This is a genomic window from Actinocorallia herbida (genome assembly GCF_003751225.1).
In the GTDB taxonomy this organism is placed as follows: Bacteria; Actinomycetota; Actinomycetes; order Streptosporangiales; family Streptosporangiaceae; genus Actinocorallia; species Actinocorallia herbida.
Map to the genome: position 1 here is coordinate 3,991,015 of NZ_RJKE01000001.1, position 19,655 is coordinate 4,010,669.

The window sequence follows — 19,655 nt, forward strand, 5'->3', positions numbered from 1 at the left end:
GGGTCAGGCGATCGTGCTGATGTCGCCGTTGGCGAAGTAGATGGCCTGGTGGAGGCGGCCGCCCAGGGCCGTGGCGTAGCGGGAGAGGACGTCCTGGCCGGAGATCTTGCCCTGTTCGATCTGGGAGACCCGGCTCTTGGTGACGCCCATGCGTTCGGCGACCTGTTCCTGGGTGAGGCCGCGCGCTCGCCGGATCTCCGCGAGCCTGTGCCCGAGTGCTTCGGGGAGCGGTTCCCGCCTGCCCTCGGCGAGCGCGGCCTCCCCGCTCACGCCTTCGGCGCGCCCGGCCCCGAGGTCGTTCCACGGCGAGTTCCCGCTCATCCGTCGCGTTCCTCCGCTGCCCGGCGCACCACATGGACCCCTGCCGCCGCGTGGCGAAGGGAATCGCCCCTTCGTACCATTCGACCGGCGTCCGCTCAACGGGTTCGGCGAAGTTCTCCGTCCCGGCCTGGGTCTTCGGGTTCCGGGGCCGGAGGCCCGCCATGGGGATCGGGGATTCCGGCGAGGACGGCGAGACGGAACGTGGTCTCGTCCGCGGTGCCGGGGGCCGCGGCGAGGACGACGATCTCGCGGAAGACCGCCGCGGCGGCGTCGCCCAGCCGGTGCATCTCCGACGACCTCGGCAACATCATCGAACTCGCCGAGCCCGGCACCCGCCGCGCGTCCCGCCGGGACTGACCGCGCGGTTCCCCCGCCGGCTCCACGGGCCGGCGGGGGAACCGGGGCGCGGCCTCCACCGCCCGACCGGACGGGTCGGGCATACTCGACGGACATGGGGGCATCTTCGGCGGGATCTGATGACACCGGTGCGGGAGACCCCGTCGGCCCGGCCTTCGACGTCGGCGGCGGTCCCGGGGCCGATCAGGGCGAATCCACCTTCACCGTCCTCGTCGCGACCGGGGCCAACCTCGGGATCGCGGTCGCCAAGGCGATCGCGGGGATCATCAGCGGGTCGAGCGCGATGCTCGCCGAGGCCGCGCACTCCGTCGCCGACACGGTCACCGAGCTGATGCTGCTCACCGCCCTGCGGCAGAGCGCCCGCCCCGCGGACGAGGCACATCCTCTGGGCTACGCCGCGGCCCGCTACGTCTGGGCGCTGCTCGCCTCCGTCGCCACCTTCGTCGGCGGCGCGGTCTTCGCCATCTACGACGGGATCAACACCCTGGTCGTCGGGGAGGAACTCGGCGACCCGACCATCTCCTACATCGTCCTCGGCGTCGCGTTCGTCCTCGAGGGATTCAGCCTCCGCACCGGCTACCGCCAGATGCGCGGCGAGGCGGCCCGCGCGCGCGTCCCGCTCCGCCGCTACCTGCGGCACACCGCGGACACCACGGTCAAAGCGGTCGTGCTGGAGGACTCCGCGGCCCTGGTCGGCCTGGTCCTCGCCGCCGGGGGCCTCACCGGCGCCCACCTCACCGGCTCCCCGGTGTTCGACGGAGTCGCCTCGCTCCTCATCGGTGCCCTCCTCGTCTACGTCGCCTGGGTGCTGGGCCGCTCCAACGCCGAACTCCTCGTCGGCCGCCCCCTGCCCGCCCGCGTCCGCGAGGCGATCCGCGCCGAACTGCTCGCCGTGCCCGAGATCCAGGACGTCCTGGAACTGACCACCCTGATCCAGGGCCCGGCCGAGGCCCTCGCCGCCGCGAAGATCGACTTCCTGGACACCGTCACCGCCGCCCAGATCGAATGGGCCTGCGAACGCGCCGAGTCCCGCCTGCGCGAGCGCTTCCCGCAGATCCGCCGCGTCTACCTGGACCCGACCCCCGGCCCGGGCCAGCGCCGCCGCACCGGCCTCGACCCCTTCCCCGACGGAAGCCCCTGACGTCCGGGGCGGGTCGCTCCCAGGCCGTCGGCCGCTCGGCGAGGCAGCGGTCGCTGCGGGGGCCGTACGCTTCCCGGCCGTGCTCGGGCCGGTGACCTGACCCCTGCCCGGGCCGTCTCACTTCGGTCGCGGCCGGTGGCGCGCGGTGGGGCCGGGCGCGATACCTGCGGTGGTCCGGGGGCTGGGCGTGGTTCGTGAGGGGTGGGCCGTGGGTTCCTCGGGTCGGCGCACGCGGGCGGTGGCGCTGCTGCCGGCGGCCGGATGCCAGGACGACGTGCGGGACTGCCCGCTGGTGTCGGAGGCGACGCCCGTGCGGGGCCTGGTGCGGGCCGACGCGGTCAGCGAGCGCTCCTCGGGACGTCGCGCGCACGGCCCTCGCGAAGTGCCCGGAAGGCACGAAGGTCCTGGGCGGCGGCGGCCGGGTCGTCGGCGGCGGCCGCGAGGCGCGGGTGAGCGGGCTGCGGCCCGAGCCGGACGGGAGCGGCTACGCCGTCAGGGCCCGACGAGGACGCCGACGGGTACGGCAGGCCGTGGACGCTGGAGGCCCGGGCGATGTGCGCCGCGGCGCCGTCCGGCCTGGAGTACCTCGGCACGGTGGCCGGCGACTGGGACAGCGAGGTCGAGCGGCTGCCCGAGGGGCCGGGACTCGACCTGTTCGAAAGCCCGGGATCCCTGGTCGACTGCCCGGCGGGCAAGCAGCTCACGGGAGGCGGCGCGGAGGCCCCCGACGCGGCGCCGCACAGGGTCGTCGTCTGCTCGGCACCACGGCCTGGACCGTCCAGAACGGTCCGGAGCCCTCCGCCGCGGACGTCCTCGACGACCGGGACCCGCGCCCCGCGCTCTTCGGCCAGGATGTCCTCGACGGCCTCACCCTGACCGGTACCACCCTCGACAAGGATCTGCGCAGGGCCACCCTCACCGCGTCCCGCCACCCCGCCTACACCGACCGCTGGACCGGCCAGGGCGCCGACTGGACGCCGCTCACCCGGACCCTCGGCGGCTCCGCCTTCTGCGCCACCGGCTCCTGGCCGCAGCGGCCCGGCACGTGGTGCGGGACTTCTGCCCCATGCGGGCGGGACGTCCGGGAGGGGAGGATCGGAGGGCCGCGGTCGGGGACCGGATCTTCCGCTGACGCCGCGTCGACGGGAGGTCAGCTGTGGGATCGGTGCGAAGAGCGCGGTCGGTCGCGGTGCTCGGCGTGGTGATCGTCGCGCTGGCCGGGTGCACCGCAGTGCCGGCGCGGGACGGCGCGGCCGTGGCCGAGGAGGCCGCTCCGACGCGGGAGGCCAAGGCGCGTCAGGTGTTCGCCGACTTCCAGACGGCCAACAACAAAGCGAACAAGGAGATCTCCGACGCGCTGATCTCCGCGATCGAGACCGGGCCCGTGCTGGAGGCCGACCTCGCCTCCTACAAGAACATCAGGGCGGGACGAGACGCGCCCGTCCGCGAGTTCTTCTACGAGGACCCGGTCTTCCATGTGCCGGAGGGAGACGGCGATCCCGCGTGGTTCATGGTCGACGCGGCGGCGGCCGAGGACCTCCGCAAGGGGCTGCTCTTCGTCCGGGAGGACGACGGCTACAAGCTCCGCAACACCGTGTACTTCGGCCCGGGCGGCATGCCGGAACTCGCCCGCGCCGGAGGCGGCGCGGCGCCGACCGCGGTGCCCGCGCTGGACGCGGCCCGGCTGAGCCGTGAACACGCCGCCCTTCTCAACGACCCGAACAGGGCCGATGGCGACGTCCCCGGCCACTTCGTCCCCGGTGACCACACGACACGGTTCTTCCTCGACTACTGCCTGGGCGAGGCGCACCGCCAGTTCACCGGCTACGGGTTCACCGGCGGCTGCCACTGGCGGGAACGGACCGACGACCCCGACTTCGCTCTGCGCACCGCGGACGGCCGGGCCCTCGTCTGGTACTCCGTGGCGCTCACCGACTCCTACCGGCGCGGCGCGAACAAGGACACCGGCTTCGACCGCGTCTACCTGCCCGGCTGGTACAACCCGTTCGTCCCGGTCGACAAGGAGACCTACTCCTACAGCACCGAGGGGAGCGACGAGTCCTTCCTCCGCCACTTCTACAAGGACGGATACACAGGCGAAGCGGTCGTCCAATTCGCCGCGCTCGTCACCCCGGACGGCGACTCCATCGACGTCATCGCGCACAACCGCCACCCGCTGGCGGCCTCCGGAAGCTGAGGTCAGGGGGGCCAGAGGGGAGGTGCGGGGCGCCCTCGACGGCCTCATAGGCGAAGCGGATCTCCCAGCGGCCCTCGTCGCTCGCCTCGCCGTCGACCATGACGACCCCGTGCCCGCCCTCGGCGGTCACCAGGACCCACTGGTTCGGCGTCAGGCCGTGCGGGCCGAGCATCGCCCCCGTGCCGAGCGCCCGGCACAACGTCTTGGCGACCGACAGTTCCGTCGCGCCCCCGGTGCGCGCCACGAACACCCGCCCCGCGTTGAACGTGACCCCCTGGACGCCGGATCCGGGATCGGCGGTGACGAGCACCATCGGCGACTCCGGCATTCCGGCGGCGGGCTCTCCGTCGACGAGGATCCCGATCTCGTCCACCGGGAGCCCGAACCCCTCGACGACGGCAGCCCGGACGTCGAACGGGCTCGGCCCCTCGAGCAAGTGGACCAGGTGGTCCTCCGGCGGATCCTGGCCGAACATCACGAGGTCCCTGATGTCGGGCGGGCAGTCGGGGGAGAGGAGGAACCCCGTCAGCAGCCGCCGGAACTCGACCGCGTCCCCGGCCTCGGGCCGGACCCGTGCGGCCACCATCTCCTCCGCCAGGCACTCGATCGTCCACCCGAGCTCCCCGGCCCGCAGCGCCCTCTCGAGATGCTCGGCGATCTCAGTGCGGAGCCGCGGCCCGTAGACCTCGACCAGCCGCGTCGTCGCCGTCCGACGGTCGCTCACCGGGACCACCCGGGCCATGCGCGGCAGCGGGACGGAGCGGGCCCAACGGGCTGGGGCGTCGACATGGCGATCTCCGGTAGGCGCGGGGCGGACGTGAGCTGCCGCATCCTCGCAGAACGCCGGCCGTGACGGGTACGCGTCAGTAGAGGTTGCGCCTGTAGTCCATCCGGATGCCCGCGTCGGTGATGGCCGGGTTGGCCGCCTTGCGGAGGAGGGCGGCGGCGAGGCCGGTGCGCTTGTTCTGCTTGACGTGGTCGACCCAGGCGCCGCGGAGGTCGAGGCGGTCCAGGTCGGCGGGCTGCCGCGCCGGGTCCCAGGGGCCGGCGGTGGCGAGGGACGGCTGATGGACGAGCTCCGCGCGGGTGACCGTCATGAGGAGGGCGGCATGGGGGCGTTTCCCCTTGACCTCCATCGGGGCGAGGAGGTCCGCGTCGTCGGTGATCGCGGCGGTGCCCGCCAGCTCCAGCGCGTGCTCCTCGCCGGGGACGATGGCGAGGACGGTGACGCCGGGGTGCTCGACGATGTTGTGGAAGGTGTCCGTGCGCTGGTTGCCGGGACGGTCGGGGATCGCGATCGTGCCGCCGTCGAGGATCCTGAGGAAGCCGGGAGGGTCGCCCTTCGGGCTGAGGTCCGCGGCGCCCGAGGCGTCACGGGACCCGATGACGGCGAACGGGCTGCGGGCGAGGAAGCCGGTGAGGCGCTCGTCCGAGAGCGGTCCCTCGGCGGCCGCGGCGACGGAAAGCGGGGTCGCCGCGGCGTCCAGGTCCGGGGTCCACAGCCGCGACCGGATGACGCACTTGGCACAGTGCAGGAACGCCTCCTCGACGGCGAGGCTCGCCTTCCCGTCCCGCGCGGTGAGCCGGCCGTTGACGCGGAGGGTCTCGCGCAGCCCGGGGACCAGGAGCAGGAGCGCGGCGCCGGACCCGGTGGGCGGCGTGCCGAGGCCGTCGGGCAGGTCGAGCGCCACGCTCGTGTCCGAGATGACCGCGGCGAATCCCGGCGCGCCGCCGACGGCGACGGTCCGGTCCCGGCCGTCGCCGTCCACGAACGACAGGAACCCGAGCGGCGAGAGCTCGGCGAACACCCGGCAGTGTCCGTCGAGCTCGCTGATCGACTTCATCATCGGAGGGAGGAGGCGCCGCCCGACGACCGATTCGAGGTCCTTGACCGAAGTGATGGCCCGCATGTGCCCGCCCCAGCTGGTGATCGTCCCGCCTGACTTGGGCAAGCCTAACAGACGTAAATGTCTATTTAGAGGAAACCCCGGCCTGGCCCGGTCGGGTGTGCGAGGTGACGGCCAGGGAGAAGGCGAGGGAACGGGAGAAGCAGTCGGCCACGGCCTCGTCGGGTATGCCCACCCAGAGATGGTCCGCACCCTCGACGGGCCGGAATTCGACGGGGGCGCCCGCCGCCGTCAGGGCCGCGGCCAGGCGTTCGGACTGGGCGAAGGGGACGAGGGAGTCGGCGGTGCCGTGGAGGACGAGGAACGCCGGAGCTTCGCCGGTGGCCTGACGGGCGGGGCTCGCGTCCACCGCGCGATCGGGCACGTCGGCAGGGGGCGCGCCGAGGAACAGCGCCTCGAAGGTGCCGGGAGCGGTGGGGTCGAAGCTGGAGTCCTCGGCCAGGCCGAGGAAGTCGGACGGGGCGTACCAGGCGATGCAGCCCGTCACCGTCGCACCGGAGTTCCAGGGCCGGGTCAACGCGGTGAGAGCCGCCAGGTGGCCGCCCGCCGACTCGCCCCAGAGCATCGTCCGGGAGGTGTCGAGGCCCAGTTCCCCCGCGCGGGCGTGCAGCCAGTCGAGGGCGCGGCCCAGGTCGTCGCGCTGCGCGGGGTGCGCGGCCTCGCCGCTCAGCCGGTAGGTCGGGCACGCGACGGCGAAGCCCGCTCGGACCAGGTGGGCGAACGGGCCGGGCCGCCACGACCGGAAGCGCGGGCCCAGGTCGGTGCGCAGGCCCGTCCGCCAGGCCCCGCCGTGCACGAAGACGATGACGGGCACCGGGGCCGCGGCGTCGGCGGGCAGCCAGAGGTCGAGTTCCAGCGGACGGCGGCCATCGGGCACGTCGTAGACCGCCCCGCTCACGAGCCGGACTCCCGGCTCGGGCTCGGCGGCGGGAGGCAGCGGAAGGACGGCAGGGTCGGGCGGAGCGAGGAGCTCGAACGGGAAGGTCATGTGTGGCCTCCTTCGGAGGCGGTGAGGCGGGGCAGGAGGGTGCGGGCGTTGGCCGTCGTCAGGGAGCGCCAGGTCGCGCCGGGGACGGGCGGTTCGGCCGCGTCGAACGCGCCCGCGGCGGCCAGGGCGGCGGGGGAGGGCGTCCAGCAGTAGTCGGTGCCGAAGAGCAGCCGGTCCGGCTCGGCGAGCGCGAGCAGCGCCGGGATCTGGCGGGGGAAGGCGGGGCCCGCGGTGTCGTAGTAGAGGCCGCGCAGTTCCGCGAGTGCGTCCGGCGCCTCGGTTCCGGGCGGCATGAACAGCCGCATGAAGCCGTTGATCCGGTCGGCCAGCACGGGCAGCGCACCGCCGCAGTGCGGCACGATCACCTTGACGCCCGGATGGCGCCGCAGGGTCCCGGCGAACAGCAGGTCGGTGACGGTGCGGGCGGTGTCGAAGATGAACTCGACCATGGGCCGGGGCCGTCCGAGCGCCGACCGCTCCCAGCACACCGGCGACGTCGGGTGCAGGAACACCACGGCCTCGCGCCGGTCGAGCTCGGCCCAGACGGGGGCCAGCCGTTCGTCGCCGAGGTACACGCCGTGCGTGTTGGTCTCCAGCACGACGCCGTCGGCGCCCAGCACGTCGAAGGCGTGCGTGATCTCGGAGAGCGCGCCGTCGACGTCGGGCAGAGGGAGGGAGGCGAACATGCCGAACCTGCCGGGATGGTCGCGGACGACCGCCGCGCCGTCCTCGTTGACCTCGCGGGCCAGGGTCCGCGCCGCCGGGTCGTCGCCGAAGTGGACCCCCGGCGACGACATCGACAGCACCGAGACCGCGATGCCCGCGGCGTCCATCAGTTCCAGGTGCGCGGTCGCCGACCAGGTGGGCCACCCAGGGACGCCGTCGGGCCGCTCGTGTCCCGCCGCCCTCGCCCGCGCCACGTAGGCGTCGGTGACGAAATGGGCGTGTACATCGATGAATCCGGGTTCCACGGGAACCCTCCTCAGTCTCGCTCGGGTTCTTCCGGGGTGCGCAGCCCGCCGAGCACGAAGGCGCCCGCGCGTTCGCCGGCGACGATGCCGAGCAGGCCGGTGAGGCCGATCAGCGGCGGGGCGGGCGAGGTCACGTCGAGCGCCCAGTAGACACCGCCCATGATCGAGCCGAGGGCGAAGGCGAGCCCGGCGCGCCGCGCGAACGTGCTCATAGCGCCGCCGCCAGGGCCGCCTGCCCCGCGAGCATGCCGAGCAGGCCGAACAGCGCGACCGGTGGCGGCGCGGGCGAATCCACCCGGACCACCGCGTACAGCACGCCGACGAGCAGGCCCGCGGCCAGCGCCTGGAGGTACGGCATCAGGAACCCGTCCGCCATTCCTGCCCCGGAAGGAACCGGACGTCGTAGGCCCGGGGAACCGTCCCGAACTTGGCGGGCGCGGGCACGACGGGCGCGGGCGGGAGGCCGAGGGCGTCGGTCGGCGCCCCGAGGTTCTCGAAGAACCGCTCGAACGTTCCGCCCGGCCCCGCCGCGACACCGACGATCAGGCTGTGGTGCTGCTCGATCCGGTAGGCGTGCGGGCAGTTCTTCGGCACGAACCCGAAGTCCCCCGCGGACAGCAGCCTCTCGTACTGCTCGCCCTCGGTGTCCTCGACGAACAGGCGGACGGCCCCCTGCCCGATGTAGAAGACCTCGTAGGTGTCCGGGTGGGAGTGCGCCGGGATGATGTCGCCCCTCGGCCCCTCGCAGGTGAAGAAGTTGAAGGTGTTCTCGGTCTGCTCGCCGCCCGCGTAGATGGTGAACAGGTCGGTGAACAGGTGGGCTCGGTCACCTAGGCCCTTCTCCACGAAGTAGGGCTTGCCGGGCTCAGGGGGGATGAACGAGCGGCTGCGGTACCGGGTGGCGTACTCGATGGTCATGGGGTGGCTCCTCTCGGTTGTGTCAGGCTACCTGACATGGCTGGATCGGACTAGGCTGGGCCCGGAAGATCTTCCGAGGGGGCCGGCGATGGCGCAGAACCTTCCCCAGCTGCTCGGCGCCGCCCGGCACTGGTTCGAGACGGGGCTCGCCTCGGCCATGGAGGCCGACGGCGAGCAGCCGATCAGCTATGCCCAGCAGCTGGTGTTCAGCGCCCTCGACGCCGAGGGCACGACCGTCGCCGAGCTGGCGCGCCGGATGGGCGTGGCCAGGCAGAGCGCCCACCAGGCGGTGCACGCCCTCATCGGAATGGGCCTGCTCTGCCAGGAGCCGGATCCGGATTCGGCCCGTCGCCGCCGGATCCGCATGACGGCCGAGGGCCGCCGCATCGACGCCGTCGCCCGCGGCCACATCGCCCGGATGGAGGGCGCCCTCGCCGACCGCATCGGCCCCGCCACCGTCACCGCCCTCACCGAGGCCCTGCGCACGGACTGGGGCCCGCCCCTCACCCCGCGCTGAAGGCGGTACCGGCGGTGACGAGCCGGGCGGTGCCCTAGGGCGCCGCGAACGCCCGAAGCAGGAGGACACCCGCGGAGGCGGTGTCGCGCACCGGACCGGGCAGCCCCGCGGCCGCACGGCCCGGTGGACGGCGGCCCGCCGCCCGGGGCCCTCGCGCGGGGAGGGTGCGGAAGGACCGGGTGATGTCACCGCCGGGGCATGGTGCGAACGTGGGCGGAGCATCACCATTGGTCAATGATTCTGCACGGTGGATACGACGAGCCCAGCGACAGCCTCTCCGCGATCAAGTACAGCCTCGAGCTGAAGGAGACGGTGACGACGCTGGCGGCTACCGGGCCGGTGCCCGACAGGTACGCGGGGAACGTCCCGGCGGTGCGGCCGCCCGGGGGCAACTACGTGGTCGGGCACGGGGTCGTCGGGTTCTTCGCGGACCAGCCGTGGCCGGACAGGTTCGCCGCCGAGCTGGTCGCGCGGGGGCTGCGCGGCGGCGACACCCTCACCGTCGTCGGCTGCCACACGGGCGAGCCCGACGGGTTCGCCGCGCAGCTCGCGACCGAGCTAGGGATCCTCGGGGTCCTGGGCGTCGTCATCCGGGCCCCGAGCGGCTACGTGCACTGGACGTCGACCGGTCCGATCCTCGTCGACGTGTATCCGGCGCGGAACGAGGCGATGCGCAAGGCGTCGCGCGCCTATTCCAAGGCCGAGGACACGGCGTGGGCCGACTACGTCGCCTATCTCAAGGCCGCGTCCGTCAAGGCGGCGACGGCGGCTCTGCCCTCCTCCGCCGCCAAGGTGTACGACCGGCTCAAGGTGTTCGCGGACACCCGCCCGAAGGACAACGCCGACGAGCTGAACCGCTGCGTGGCCGTCGGCCGGGCCGCGGGCAAGGCCGGAGCCGCCCAGATCACCGCGGCCATGAAGGCCGCCGTCTACGTCCCCGTGCTCAAGGGCCCCAAGGACAAACCGGCCATCGACCGCACGCGGACCTACGAGCGCTACTCGGCCGACCTGCGCGCCCTGCTCACCGACTTCTACCACCTGGCCGACGCCAACGGTGGCCGGGCACGCGCCGCCCAGAAGATCGACAAGGCCCGCGCCAAGCTGCGCGCCCCCCTCGAACTGGCCTGGCCCGCCTACAGCGCGGGCTACCTGGACCAGATCCGCGCCGCGGTGGCCCCCGCCCACGCCGGCCGCTGGATCGATCGCACCAGCATGTACGCCGCCCCTCCCGTCCTTCTCCCGATCCCCGGCGAAGCCGATGCCCCCGAAGACGGGACCCTCCTCACCGGCGCGGCCTTCGACGCCGCTTTCGACGCGATCCTCGCCACCCTGGACTTCTGAGCCCGGACGAACGGGCGAACCCCGCCGGGCGTCCGACTTCCGCTCTCCGCCGGACGCGGCGGGGAGCGGCGGACGGGAGGAACGCCTCATGTGCCGCAAGTCTTGGTGCCGTTCTTGGTGAGAATTACCATCATCGGACGGGCTAAGTGATCGGCGGACACGGGTGGTCTCAGAGGGTGAGCTCGCGGCGTTGGCCGCCGGATCCGGTCGTCCCGAGACCATCGCGCGCTTGGCGGCCGACCAGGACACGCGGGTCCGGCTGCTGCTCTGGGGGGTGCACCGGCGTCATCCGATGCCCTGCGCCTACGGTCTGCTCGAGGACCTGGAAGCGCGGCATCCCGAGCCGGCGGCCGTCGTCCTGCGGTATCCGCCCGTCCGCGCCTGGGCGCGGGCGGCGTTGCTGGGTCACGCCCCGCCCGAGTTCCTCGGGAACATCGCGGCGGCGGTCGCCGTCCGGTGCGGCGAGGACGGACCCGGGCCGGCCGACGGGATGCCGCTCGAACTGCCTTCACTCGGGAAGGCGGCCGACGACCGGCCGGCGGGGGAGTGGGCGGTGCGCAAAGGCGCGGTCACCGTAGGAGGGGAAGAGCTGGATCTGGACGGGCCGGGCTGGCGCGCGCTGGGGCGGGCCGGCGTAGCGGGCGCCGACATCCTGCTCGACGACATCGCCGCGCACCGTACGCCGGGACTACCGCCCGGGAGCTTCGGCGGGCGCCGCCGGCAGTGGGAGCGGCTCCTCGGGGAGGCGGGCGGAGTGCTGCTGCGGCGGCACTGGTCCGTCGCGGCCGAACTCCGCGCCCTGGTGCGGTCGATCGCGCCGCTGCCCGGGCCGGGGCAGCGCCATGCGACGGTGCCGGGAGCCTTCGGCTGCGTCGCGATGACGCTGCCGCCCGATCCGGTGGCGGCGGCGATGACGCTCGCGCACGAGGTCCAGCACGCGAAGATGGCCGCGCTGCAAGCCGAAGTCCCGCTGGTCCGGCCGGACCACCAGGAGTTGTTCTACGCGCCGTGGCGGCGCGATCCCCGACCGGCGCTCGGGCTGCTGCACGGCGCCTACGCCCATCTCGGCGTCACCGGATTCTGGCGCCGTCAGCGCGCGGCGCAGGACGGAACGCACGCACACGTCCAGTTCGTGCGCTGGCGCGACAGCACCCTGACCGCGTGCGCCGACCTTCTGGCCGCCGGATGCCTCACCGAGGCCGGTGACTTCTTCGTCCGGACGATGCGCGGCTCATTGACGTCCTGGCTGGACGAGCCGGTACCGGACCGGGCACGGCGTCTCGCCCGCGAGCAGACGCTCGGGCACCGTCTCCGGTGGCAGGAGGAGCACCGCTAGATCGGCGGCGCGTCGAAATCGGGGTTCAGGCGGTGCCCGGCGCGGACGTCGACGATCTCGGGGTGGTCCGCGCCCCTGCGCCCGGCGAGAAGTTCGAGCGAGATGTCGAAGCCACCGTCGCCGCGGCCCGTCGCCTGGAGGTCGCGCGCCAGGTTCAGCCCGGCCACGAGCGTCGCCGGGTCGTCTGGGCCGAAAAGGGTCAGGTAGGCAGTGTGGCACCGCTGCCCGAGTTCGCACGCCTCGTCGAGGAGGCCGAGGGCGCTCAGGTCGCTCGCCAGGTTGACCGCGACCGTCAGCGTGTAGTCGTGCGCGAACCCCAGTTGTTCGCGGAGCCCGGCCAGGCTCGTCTCGTTGATGCGCCTGGCCTCCGCGACGTCGCCGCGCAGCCGGTGCAGGATCGCCGCGTTGCCCGCGGAGGCCAAGGCGTACGGGTGCCCTTCCCGGTACATGAGCGGATATCCGGTCAGCGCCAGGTACATGATCTGGGCCGCCTCGTCGAATTCGCCGACCATGCGCAGGGCGTTGGCGAGCGCGTTGGCGGAGCTGAGGATCTGCGGGTCGCGCGGGAATCGGGCGGCGTGCGAGGCATGGACCTGACGGATCAGGCTCAGCGCCTCGTCATGCTCACCGGCCCTGCGCAGCGCGATGGACAGGTCGATGCCGACCTGGAGCGTCCTCAAGTGCTCGGAGCCGAGGGCCTCCTTGCCGAAATCATAGGCGTCTTCGCTGAGGAAGCGGGCCTCGTCGAGGTCACCGCACAGCCGTAGCGCGCGGGCGAGGCCGCCCCACGATGTCAGCACCTCGATCTTGCTGACGCCCGAGGTAGCCCCGCTCTGGAGTTCGAAGATCTGCCGGTGCTGCTCCCTGGCCTCGGGGTAGCGGCTGTTGACCACGAGGTCGAGCGCCTGGTTGTGCACGATGTTCCAGGTCCGCGGGTGCTCGGTCCCGAACACCTCCTCATGCCTGCGCCGCGCCTCGGTGTCGTGGGCGAGAGCTCCCGCGAAGTCACCGAGGCCCCGCAGGTCGGTGCCGAGCGCGACCTGGAGCGCCAGGGTCACCGGATGGACGGGACCGAACTCGTTCCTGGCCTGCTGCAGTGCCTCCGCCCGGAGCCGGTAGGCCGCCTCGTAGCCCTCCTCGACGCGCAGGATGCTCGCCAGCCGGTTCCTGGCGATGAGCAGGCTCGGATCCCCGTCGAGGGGCTTGTCCTCCCACGCGGAGATGAAGTCGTCGACGAAGGCGCGCGCGCTCGCGGTGTCGCCATAGGAGATGAGATAGCGGACCAGGTTGACCGCGAACTGCCGTACCTTCGGCGTGGCGCAGGCGGCCAGCTCCGACGGCCGCACGTGCGGGACGAGCTCGGCGAACTGCGGCCAGCGGGACTCCTGATCGGGGTCGGTCGGTGCCGCCCCGGCCAGGAGCTGGTGCACATGGTGCTTGTAGGAGTCGTACTCGGCGGGGTCGATGGTGTCCTTGAGGAAGGACTGGACGAGCCGGTGCACATGGATCTGGCGGTCTTCGATCGTCGCCAGCGCGAACTTGCCGATCATGCGGATCGCCATCGAGCGGCGGACGGGGTCCGACAGGGTCCGCGACAGCAGGGAGTCATCGTGGACGGAGCCGCGCCGGAAGATGTCCACCGGGATCGGCTCGGGACCGAAGAAGGCGCACACCTTGAGCAGTTCCAGCGCCTCCGGCAGGGCCCGCTCCAGACCCTGGGTCGACAGTAGCCATGCGTCGGCCATCGACTGCGGGTAGTCGGGCGGCGCGAGCAGGCCCATCGCCTCGGTGGGCTTCTGCGCCAGCAGCTCCAGGTACTCGCCGATCTCCATGGCGGCCTCGGCCTGGAGCGCGCCCGCCTGCTCGAGCGCGAGCGGCAGGTCCCCGAGGCGCTCGGCGAGCCGGCTCGCTTCGGCGTCACCGAGCTGCCGGCGCACCCGCCGGTTCAGGAACTCGATGCTCTCGGCCCGGTCGAAGACGTCGACCTCGACGGTCTCGACCCTGGTCTTCCAGTCGGGATTGCGGGAGGTGATGAGCACATGGCCGGAGTCGGCCGGGATGAACTCGTCGAGGTCGCGCGGTTCCCCGGCGTTGTCGAAGATCAGCAGCCAGTTGCCGTACGGCTCGCCGCGGCGCAGCGCGTTGATCACCGCGGCGGCGGTCTCCCGGACGCCCTGGGCGTTGACGTCACCGAGCCCCAGTTCGGGTGAGAGGGCGGCGATGGTGGACGCGATGAGGCTCGGCTGGTCGGCGGGGATCCACCAGACGAGGTCGTACCGGTGCTTGTTGCGATGCGCGTACTCCACGGCGAGCTGGGTCTTGCCGACGCCGCCCATTCCACGCAGGGCCTGCGGCACGACCGCGGTCTGCTGCCCGACGAGGCTCTGCTTCAGAAGCTCGAGTTCGCGCTCCCGTCCGGTGAAGTTCCGGTTGCGCAGCGGGACCTTTCCCCACACACGAGGGACATATCCGAGCTCTCCGCGCTGCGTCACGCCGTCACCGTAACAAACATTCACCGAGAGCGCCCGCCATCACCGGGCGATCGGCGGGCGCGCGGCGGCTTCGATCGACAAACATGGTGCCGGGGCTGTATTCGTGTGCAGTGATGGAAGAGCCAATGCCTGATTCGGCTAGATTCCCAGGCCCGCGAGCGGGGAATCCCGTTTGCGACCCCCGAGAGGACGGGAACTCCGCCATGAACGAGAACCCGCTGTCCGGTCTCGACGGACTCACCCTTCGCGACCTCGACCGGATCGGGCAGGAGCGGCTGGGCGAGCTGGTGGGCCATGTGCTGGACGAACAGGTGACGGGCCCGTTGATCGGCAACCAGGATCCGGCTCTCGGCGCCGGCACCGCCCCTGACGAGGCCTGACCCGTGCGACACCCCCAGCCCTTTCCGGGAGGCAGGCCGTTCACCGAAGAGGATGCGCCGCTGTTCTTCGGGAGGCGGCGCCAGGCCGACGCGCTGGCCGAGGCCTGGCGGACGCATCGGCTGACCGTGCTGTCCGGACCGCCGGGATGCGGCAAGACCTCGCTGATCCGGGCCGGGGCGCAGGCGGCACTGCGGGACGCGGGCGAAGACGTCCTGCCGCTCGGCGGCGTGTCTTATGGGTCGGCTTTTCCGTCGGCGGCCCTTCCTGAGCACAATGTCATTATTCTGGCCCTGCTGTCCGCTTGGTTGGAGGCGGACCCGGCGACGCTCGCCGGAAGGTCGCTCGTTCCTTTCTTCCGGCAGCGGCCACGCCGTTCTGACGCCATTCGCTCGCGAAAGCCGTTCTTCGCCGCGATAGACCACGGTGAGGAGCTGTTCGTCGGCCGGGCCGTCAGAGAGTGGAATCGGCTGGACTTTCGCGATCAGATCATTGAGTTGCTCGCCGACCAGCCCGATCTGCGGCTGCTCATCAGCGTGCGCGCCGAGCAGTCCGGACTCGTCGACGGGCTGTTCGACGGGCTGGCGCCGGCCCACGTCGAGCTTGCGGGACTCGATCCGGAAGCCGCCCTGGAGGCGCTGGTCCGCCCCGTCGAGGCGGTCGGCGGGAGCTTCGCGCAGGGGGCCGCCGAGTCGCTGATCGCGGAGCTGACCGCGGGCGGCGAGGTCGATCCGGGACGCCTGCAGACCGTCGCCCGCGCGCTCTGGCGGGAGCATCCGGACTTCCGGCCCATCGCGGGTCCCTTCCCCGTCGCGACCTGGCTGTCGCGGTTCGAGACGCCCGCAGAACAGACCCCCGACGAGCATCTCACCGCCGCCGAGGCGGCCCTGGCCGTCGGGGACTGGCCCGCGGCACGGCGCCATGCGGAACTCGCCCTGGGGGCGAGCTCGTCGCTACGGGTGAAGGCGCGCTCGGAGGCGGTGCTCGGCAATACCGCGTGGGGCGAGAGCGACGCCGACGACGCCGAGGCGCACTACCAGACCGCGGCCAGCCTCTACGAGGCGGGACAGGACAGCTACGCGGTGGGCAGGCTGCTCGCCGCGATCGGCCAGCTCCGGCTGTTCCGCGGAAGGCTGGAGGACGGGATAGAGCAGTTGCGCGCGGCCGCCGCGCGGATGCCCGGCGACCCCGTCGTGCAGACCGAGCTGGCGCGAGCGCTGTGGTACCTCGGCGAGGGAAGGGGCGCGATCGCCCTGCTGACGAACCTTCTGCGCGCCGACGCCGACCGTCCGCTGGTCCTGCGGGCACGCGGAGAGATCCTCGCCGACCTCGGCCAGGCCGAGAACGCCCTGCGCGACTTCGACCGCGCGGGCCGCGACCTGTGGCCCACCGCCCGCGCCGCGCGCGCCCTCGCGCTGGCCACGATGAGCGACTTCGCTGCGGCCCGCGCCGAGATCGGCTCGGCTCTCGACGACGCCCCGGACAACGCCTCGGTCCTCCTGTACGCGGCCCGCGTGGAGACCCTCAGCGGCAGGGCGAACGCGGCCGCGGACCTGGCCCGCCGCGCCGTCCAGGCGAGCCGTCCGGAGCTCCCTCCGCACCAGCGCGAGATCGCGCTCAGCCTCCTCGGCGAGTGAGGCCGTCAGTCTTCGGAGGGGCGCAGGGCCCTGCGCCAGCGGGAGGCGGGGCGCTGGGCGCGCACCGTGGACAGGAAGACGGTCAGTCCCGCCTTGACCGGCGCGGTGTCGAGGGGCTCGGCGAGCTGGCCACTCGCGGCCGTCGCCTCGGGGGCCGGGGCGGCGAGGCGGGCGGTGGCCGCCGCGGTCGCGGCGAGCGTCTGGACCTCGTCCCGTAGGGCGAGGATCGCGTCGCCGATCGGTCCCGGAGCCAGGAAGTAGGCGCGGTTCGCCTCGGTGGCGACCGCGGAGGCCAGCCGCTGGAGTTCATCGAGGCGGACGCTCATGTCGTGGCGGTACTGGTCGCCGATGGCGTCCGCGGCCACGATGATCTGGCCCGTCGCGGCGGCGAGCTCGCCGTACATGCCCGCCACCCGCTCCGCGCTCCGCTGCCGCTCGGCCCGCTGCGACTTCTTGCTCTCCAGTCGCGACGTGCCCCACATGGTGGTCGCCACGCCCACCACGGCGCTGCTCGCGGTGATGACCGACGGCCAAAGGGATGGATCCGGCATACCGCATTATTGCCGGACTGTGCGCCTCTGGGGCAGGGATCGGCTCGGGCCGGGTCGACACCATCGCCGTGAGGCCGGAGGTGGTCGTGGGGAAGGCTCAGGGATTCGCCTGTTCAAGCTGAGAATTCACGGGAGATGTAACGCCTCTGATCCCCCCAGGAGGAACTCGCGTTGAACAGGCGCAGGCTTGTCGCAGCACTCACTTTTGTGCTGCTGGTCATCGGGACGGCGATGACCGGGAACACGACGGCGGGTGCCGCCGAGAGCGGCGGCACCCAGTACAAGGTCCAGGGTCCGAGCACGGCGGACGAGCGGACGCGGATCGCGCGCACGGGCGCGGCGATCGACGGCGTGCTCGCCGACCACGTGGTCGTCACGGCCACCACGAGCGAGATCGCCGCGATCAAGCGGCTCGGGTACACGGTGACCGCGCTGCCCGGGCCCGGTCCGGACGCGGGCGGGCCGAGCCCGTCGGGGAGCGTGACGACGTTCGACTTCCCGACGGCGGACGCGAGCTACCACAACTACGCCGAGATGACGGCGGAGATCAACGCGCTGGTGGCGGCGCACCCGTCGATCGTGCAGAAGCTGAGCGTCGGCACGTCCTACGAGGGACGCGACATCATCCTGCTCAAGATCAGCGACAACGTCGCGACCGACGAGTCCGAGCCCGAAGTGATGTTCACGCACCACCAGCACGCGCGTGAGCACCTGACCGTCGAGATGGCGCTCTACACGCTGCACCAGCTGCTCGACAACTACGGGACGGACTCCCGGATCACCACCCTCGTCGACAGCCGCGAGATCTGGCTTCTGCCCGACCTCAACCCCGACGGCGGCGAGTACGACATCGCGACCGGCGCCTACCGGAGCTGGCGTAAGAACCGGCAGCCCAACACCGGAAGCAGCAACGTCGGCACCGACCTGAACCGGAACTGGGCCTACCTGTGGGGCTGCTGCGGCGGTTCGTCCGGCACGACCAGCAGTGAGACCTACAGGGGGCCGTCCGCCGAGTCGGCGCCCGAGGTGAAGAAGGTCGCGGACTTCGTCCGCAGCCGCAGGGTCGGCGGCGTGCAGCAGCTCAAGGCCGCCATCGACTTCCACACCTACAGCCAGCTCGTCCTCTGGCCGTACGGCTACACCACCGCCGACCTCGGGACGGGCCTCACCCAGGACGACCGGGACGCGCACGCCGCGCTCGGCCAGAACATGGCCGCCACCAACGGCTACACGCCCGAGCAGGCCTCCGACCTCTACATCACCGACGGCACCATCAACGACTGGCTGTGGGGCTCGGAGAAGGTCTTCAACTACACCTTCGAGATGTACCCCGGCCCGTCCGGCACCGGCGGCGGCTTCTACCCGCCCGATGAGCAGATCGTCCCGCAGACGTCCATCAACAAGGAGGCCGTCCTGCGACTCCTGGAGTACGCCGACTGCCCCTACCGCGTCATCGGCAAGGAGGCCCAGTACTGCGGTGGCACCCCCGCCACCACGGTCTGGCAGGACACCTTCGAGACCGCCGCGGGCTGGACCGTCAACCCGGCGGGCACCGACACCGCCACCCTGGGCGTGTGGGAGCGCGGCAACCCGGCCGCCACCACCTCGAGCGGCGCCAAGCAGCTGGACGCCACCCCCAGCGGCAGTAACGCCCTGGTCACCGGCCCCCTCGCGGGCTCCAGCGCGGGCGCCTACGACCTGGACGGCGGCCTGACCACCGCCCGCTCCCCGGCCATCACCCTCCCGTCCACCGGCACCCTCCGCCTCTCCTTCCAGAGCTACCTGGCCCACGGCACCAACGCCACCTCCGCCGACTACCTCCGCGTCAAGGTCGTCGGCACCACCACCACGACCGTCCTCGACCTCCCCGGCGCCGCCTCCAACCGCAACGCCGTCTGGTCCCTCTCCAACATCGACATCTCCGCCTTCGCCGGCCAGACGGTCCGCCTCCAGGTGGAAGCCAACGACTCCGCCACCGCCAGCCTCGTAGAGGCCGCCCTGGACGACCTCACCATCACCCAGTCCTGACCCCTATCGGGCCGGGCCCCAGGGCCCGGCCCTCCCATTCTTCCTCCGGACGAAGCAACCGAAGCGGGGTTCCGCCGCGAATACGGGGAGGTGAGAAGGAGGTAGGGAAATGACTGTTCTGCTGCGCGCCATCGAGACGTCCGCCCCCACGGAGGCCGTGGCGCGGTACCTGACGGACTTCACGACGGCGGAGGCCTGGGATCCGGGAACCGTCAGCTGCCGAAGACTGGACGAAGGCCCTGTCCGCGTGGGCTCCCGCTTCGAGAACGTCTCCCGCTTCCGAGGCCGCGAGACCACCCTCGTCTACCGCCTCACGGAACTCGTCCCAGGCGTACGCGTCACCTTCATCGGGGACAACAAGACCGTCACCACGATCGACGATCTTCACTTCGAACCTCTGAGCACCGGCTGCCGAGTCCGCTATCAGGTCGATTTCCGCTTCAAGGGACTGGCCCGCCTGGCCGTGCCCTTCCTGCGCCCCTCCCTGGAACACCTCGCCGACGCCGGTGCGGCCCGGATGAAGACGGTCCTCGACGCGCTGCCGACGTGACCGTCGGCCGGACGCCCCGTCCGCG

Annotated in this window: 21 protein-coding genes; 11 read left to right on the plus strand and 10 right to left on the minus strand. The window is 72.4% G+C overall.

What is annotated here, in order from left to right:
* Nucleotides 1-3 precede the first annotated feature (3 nt).
* The gene (locus EDD29_RS18475) at nt 4-321 is read right to left on the minus strand and encodes a helix-turn-helix domain-containing protein (protein ID WP_123665605.1); all 318 of its coding nucleotides are present in this window, start codon (nt 319-321) and stop codon (nt 4-6) included.
* A 201-nt stretch (nt 322-522) separates the two neighbouring features.
* Between EDD29_RS18475 and EDD29_RS45505 the strand changes: the two genes are divergently transcribed.
* The 4 genes from EDD29_RS45505 (at nt 523) to EDD29_RS18490 (ending at nt 4,016) form a co-directional block, all read left to right on the plus strand.
* Nucleotides 523-678, plus strand: coding sequence for a hypothetical protein (locus EDD29_RS45505; RefSeq protein ID WP_170201460.1), 156 nt, complete (start codon nt 523-525; stop codon nt 676-678).
* A 94-nt stretch (nt 679-772) separates the two neighbouring features.
* Nucleotides 773-1,819: a cation diffusion facilitator family transporter gene (locus tag EDD29_RS18480; protein WP_123665606.1), complete on the plus strand. Its 1,047-nt coding sequence runs from the start codon at nt 773-775 to the stop codon at nt 1,817-1,819.
* 552 nt (nt 1,820-2,371) lie between these two features.
* Nucleotides 2,372-2,695, plus strand: a complete 324-nt coding sequence (locus EDD29_RS18485; RefSeq protein ID WP_123665607.1) for a hypothetical protein — start codon at nt 2,372-2,374, stop codon at nt 2,693-2,695.
* 289 nt (nt 2,696-2,984) lie between these two features.
* Nucleotides 2,985-4,016, plus strand: coding sequence for a DUF8094 domain-containing protein (locus EDD29_RS18490; protein ID WP_148086007.1), 1,032 nt, complete (start codon nt 2,985-2,987; stop codon nt 4,014-4,016).
* On the opposite strand, the gene EDD29_RS18495 is transcribed toward EDD29_RS18490, so the two are convergent.
* The 7 genes from EDD29_RS18495 to EDD29_RS18525 all read right to left on the minus strand — a co-directional run bounded on the left by EDD29_RS18495 (nt 3,973) and on the right by EDD29_RS18525 (nt 8,800).
* Nucleotides 3,973-4,740 carry a hypothetical protein gene (locus tag EDD29_RS18495; RefSeq protein WP_123665609.1) on the minus strand — a complete coding sequence of 256 codons (768 nt, stop codon included), beginning with the start codon at nt 4,738-4,740 and terminating at the stop codon, nt 3,973-3,975. The two genes, EDD29_RS18490 and EDD29_RS18495, sit on opposite strands and share 44 nt — an antisense overlap.
* Nucleotides 4,741-4,879: 139 nt before the next feature.
* Nucleotides 4,880-5,968 (minus strand): pyridoxamine 5'-phosphate oxidase family protein, encoded by a 1,089-nt coding sequence (locus EDD29_RS18500; protein WP_148086008.1) that lies wholly within the window; start codon nt 5,966-5,968, stop codon nt 4,880-4,882.
* 19 nt (nt 5,969-5,987) lie between these two features.
* Nucleotides 5,988-6,911, minus strand: a complete 924-nt coding sequence (locus tag EDD29_RS18505; RefSeq protein ID WP_123665611.1) for an alpha/beta hydrolase — start codon at nt 6,909-6,911, stop codon at nt 5,988-5,990.
* The gene (locus EDD29_RS18510; RefSeq protein WP_123665612.1) at nt 6,908-7,882 is read right to left on the minus strand and encodes an amidohydrolase family protein; all 975 of its coding nucleotides are present in this window, start codon (nt 7,880-7,882) and stop codon (nt 6,908-6,910) included. The genes EDD29_RS18505 and EDD29_RS18510 overlap by 4 nt, the downstream gene beginning before the upstream one ends.
* 11 nt (nt 7,883-7,893) lie before the next feature.
* Nucleotides 7,894-8,094, minus strand: a complete 201-nt coding sequence (locus EDD29_RS18515) for a DUF1427 family protein (protein ID WP_123665613.1) — start codon at nt 8,092-8,094, stop codon at nt 7,894-7,896.
* Nucleotides 8,091-8,258 (minus strand): DUF1427 family protein, encoded by a 168-nt coding sequence (locus EDD29_RS18520; protein ID WP_211359784.1) that lies wholly within the window; start codon nt 8,256-8,258, stop codon nt 8,091-8,093. Before EDD29_RS18520 ends, EDD29_RS18515 begins: the two co-directional genes overlap by 4 nt.
* A complete protein-coding gene (locus EDD29_RS18525) occupies nt 8,240-8,800 on the minus strand; it encodes a quercetin 2,3-dioxygenase (protein ID WP_123665614.1) in 561 nt (186 codons plus the stop codon). The genes EDD29_RS18520 and EDD29_RS18525 overlap by 19 nt, the downstream gene beginning before the upstream one ends.
* A gap of 88 nt (nt 8,801-8,888) precedes the next feature.
* Between EDD29_RS18525 and EDD29_RS18530 the strand changes: the two genes are divergently transcribed.
* The 3 genes from EDD29_RS18530 (at nt 8,889) to EDD29_RS18540 (ending at nt 11,994) form a co-directional block, all read left to right on the plus strand.
* Nucleotides 8,889-9,317 carry a MarR family winged helix-turn-helix transcriptional regulator gene (locus EDD29_RS18530; protein WP_123665615.1) on the plus strand — a complete coding sequence of 143 codons (429 nt, stop codon included), beginning with the start codon at nt 8,889-8,891 and terminating at the stop codon, nt 9,315-9,317.
* Nucleotides 9,318-9,551: 234 nt separating this feature from the next.
* The gene (locus tag EDD29_RS18535; RefSeq protein WP_123665616.1) at nt 9,552-10,658 is read left to right on the plus strand and encodes a hypothetical protein; all 1,107 of its coding nucleotides are present in this window, start codon (nt 9,552-9,554) and stop codon (nt 10,656-10,658) included.
* A 229-nt stretch (nt 10,659-10,887) separates the two neighbouring features.
* Nucleotides 10,888-11,994 (plus strand): aKG-HExxH-type peptide beta-hydroxylase, encoded by a 1,107-nt coding sequence (locus EDD29_RS18540; protein WP_246052838.1) that lies wholly within the window; start codon nt 10,888-10,890, stop codon nt 11,992-11,994.
* On the opposite strand, the gene fxsT is transcribed toward EDD29_RS18540, so the two are convergent.
* Nucleotides 11,991-14,486: an FxSxx-COOH system tetratricopeptide repeat protein gene (gene fxsT, locus EDD29_RS18545; RefSeq protein WP_170201461.1), complete on the minus strand. Its 2,496-nt coding sequence runs from the start codon at nt 14,484-14,486 to the stop codon at nt 11,991-11,993. The genes EDD29_RS18540 and fxsT overlap by 4 nt on opposite strands.
* Nucleotides 14,487-14,689: 203 nt before the next feature.
* Between fxsT and EDD29_RS45510 the strand changes: the two genes are divergently transcribed.
* Both EDD29_RS45510 and EDD29_RS18550 read left to right on the plus strand, forming a co-directional pair.
* The gene (locus EDD29_RS45510; RefSeq protein ID WP_170201462.1) at nt 14,690-14,866 is read left to right on the plus strand and encodes a hypothetical protein; all 177 of its coding nucleotides are present in this window, start codon (nt 14,690-14,692) and stop codon (nt 14,864-14,866) included.
* Nucleotides 14,867-14,869: 3 nt separating this feature from the next.
* A complete protein-coding gene (locus EDD29_RS18550) occupies nt 14,870-16,501 on the plus strand; it encodes an ATP-binding protein (protein ID WP_123665619.1) in 1,632 nt (543 codons plus the stop codon).
* A gap of 5 nt (nt 16,502-16,506) precedes the next feature.
* On the opposite strand, the gene EDD29_RS18555 is transcribed toward EDD29_RS18550, so the two are convergent.
* A complete protein-coding gene (locus tag EDD29_RS18555; RefSeq protein WP_148086009.1) occupies nt 16,507-17,052 on the minus strand; it encodes a hypothetical protein in 546 nt (181 codons plus the stop codon).
* Between the two features lie 171 nt (nt 17,053-17,223).
* Here EDD29_RS18555 and EDD29_RS18560 point away from each other — a divergent pair, with 171 nt between their 5' ends.
* Nucleotides 17,224-19,080 (plus strand): M14 family metallopeptidase, encoded by a 1,857-nt coding sequence (locus tag EDD29_RS18560; protein WP_246052840.1) that lies wholly within the window; start codon nt 17,224-17,226, stop codon nt 19,078-19,080.
* Nucleotides 19,081-19,189: 109 nt separating this feature from the next.
* Nucleotides 19,190-19,630 carry an SRPBCC family protein gene (locus tag EDD29_RS18565; protein ID WP_123665621.1) on the plus strand — a complete coding sequence of 147 codons (441 nt, stop codon included), beginning with the start codon at nt 19,190-19,192 and terminating at the stop codon, nt 19,628-19,630.
* Nucleotides 19,631-19,655 lie beyond the last annotated feature (25 nt).

Excerpts from the sequence above, each read along its gene's own strand:
- EDD29_RS18475 (WP_123665605.1), bottom strand. The coding sequence starts at position 321 with ATGAGCGGGAACTCGCCGTGGAACGACCTCGGGGCCGGGCGCGCCGAA.
- EDD29_RS18520 (WP_211359784.1), bottom strand. The coding sequence starts at position 8,258 with ATGGCGGACGGGTTCCTGATGCCGTACCTCCAGGCGCTGGCCGCGGGC.
- EDD29_RS18535 (WP_123665616.1), top strand. The coding sequence starts at position 9,552 with ATGATTCTGCACGGTGGATACGACGAGCCCAGCGACAGCCTCTCCGCG.
- EDD29_RS18565 (WP_123665621.1), top strand. The coding sequence starts at position 19,190 with ATGACTGTTCTGCTGCGCGCCATCGAGACGTCCGCCCCCACGGAGGCC.
- EDD29_RS18525 (WP_123665614.1), bottom strand. The coding sequence starts at position 8,800 with ATGACCATCGAGTACGCCACCCGGTACCGCAGCCGCTCGTTCATCCCC.
- EDD29_RS18480 (WP_123665606.1), top strand. The coding sequence starts at position 773 with ATGGGGGCATCTTCGGCGGGATCTGATGACACCGGTGCGGGAGACCCC.
- EDD29_RS18515 (WP_123665613.1), bottom strand. The coding sequence starts at position 8,094 with ATGAGCACGTTCGCGCGGCGCGCCGGGCTCGCCTTCGCCCTCGGCTCG.
- EDD29_RS18530 (WP_123665615.1), top strand. The coding sequence starts at position 8,889 with ATGGCGCAGAACCTTCCCCAGCTGCTCGGCGCCGCCCGGCACTGGTTC.
- EDD29_RS45510 (WP_170201462.1), top strand. The coding sequence starts at position 14,690 with ATGAACGAGAACCCGCTGTCCGGTCTCGACGGACTCACCCTTCGCGAC.
- EDD29_RS18555 (WP_148086009.1), bottom strand. The coding sequence starts at position 17,052 with ATGCCGGATCCATCCCTTTGGCCGTCGGTCATCACCGCGAGCAGCGCC.
- EDD29_RS18485 (WP_123665607.1), top strand. The coding sequence starts at position 2,372 with ATGTGCGCCGCGGCGCCGTCCGGCCTGGAGTACCTCGGCACGGTGGCC.
- EDD29_RS18505 (WP_123665611.1), bottom strand. The coding sequence starts at position 6,911 with ATGACCTTCCCGTTCGAGCTCCTCGCTCCGCCCGACCCTGCCGTCCTT.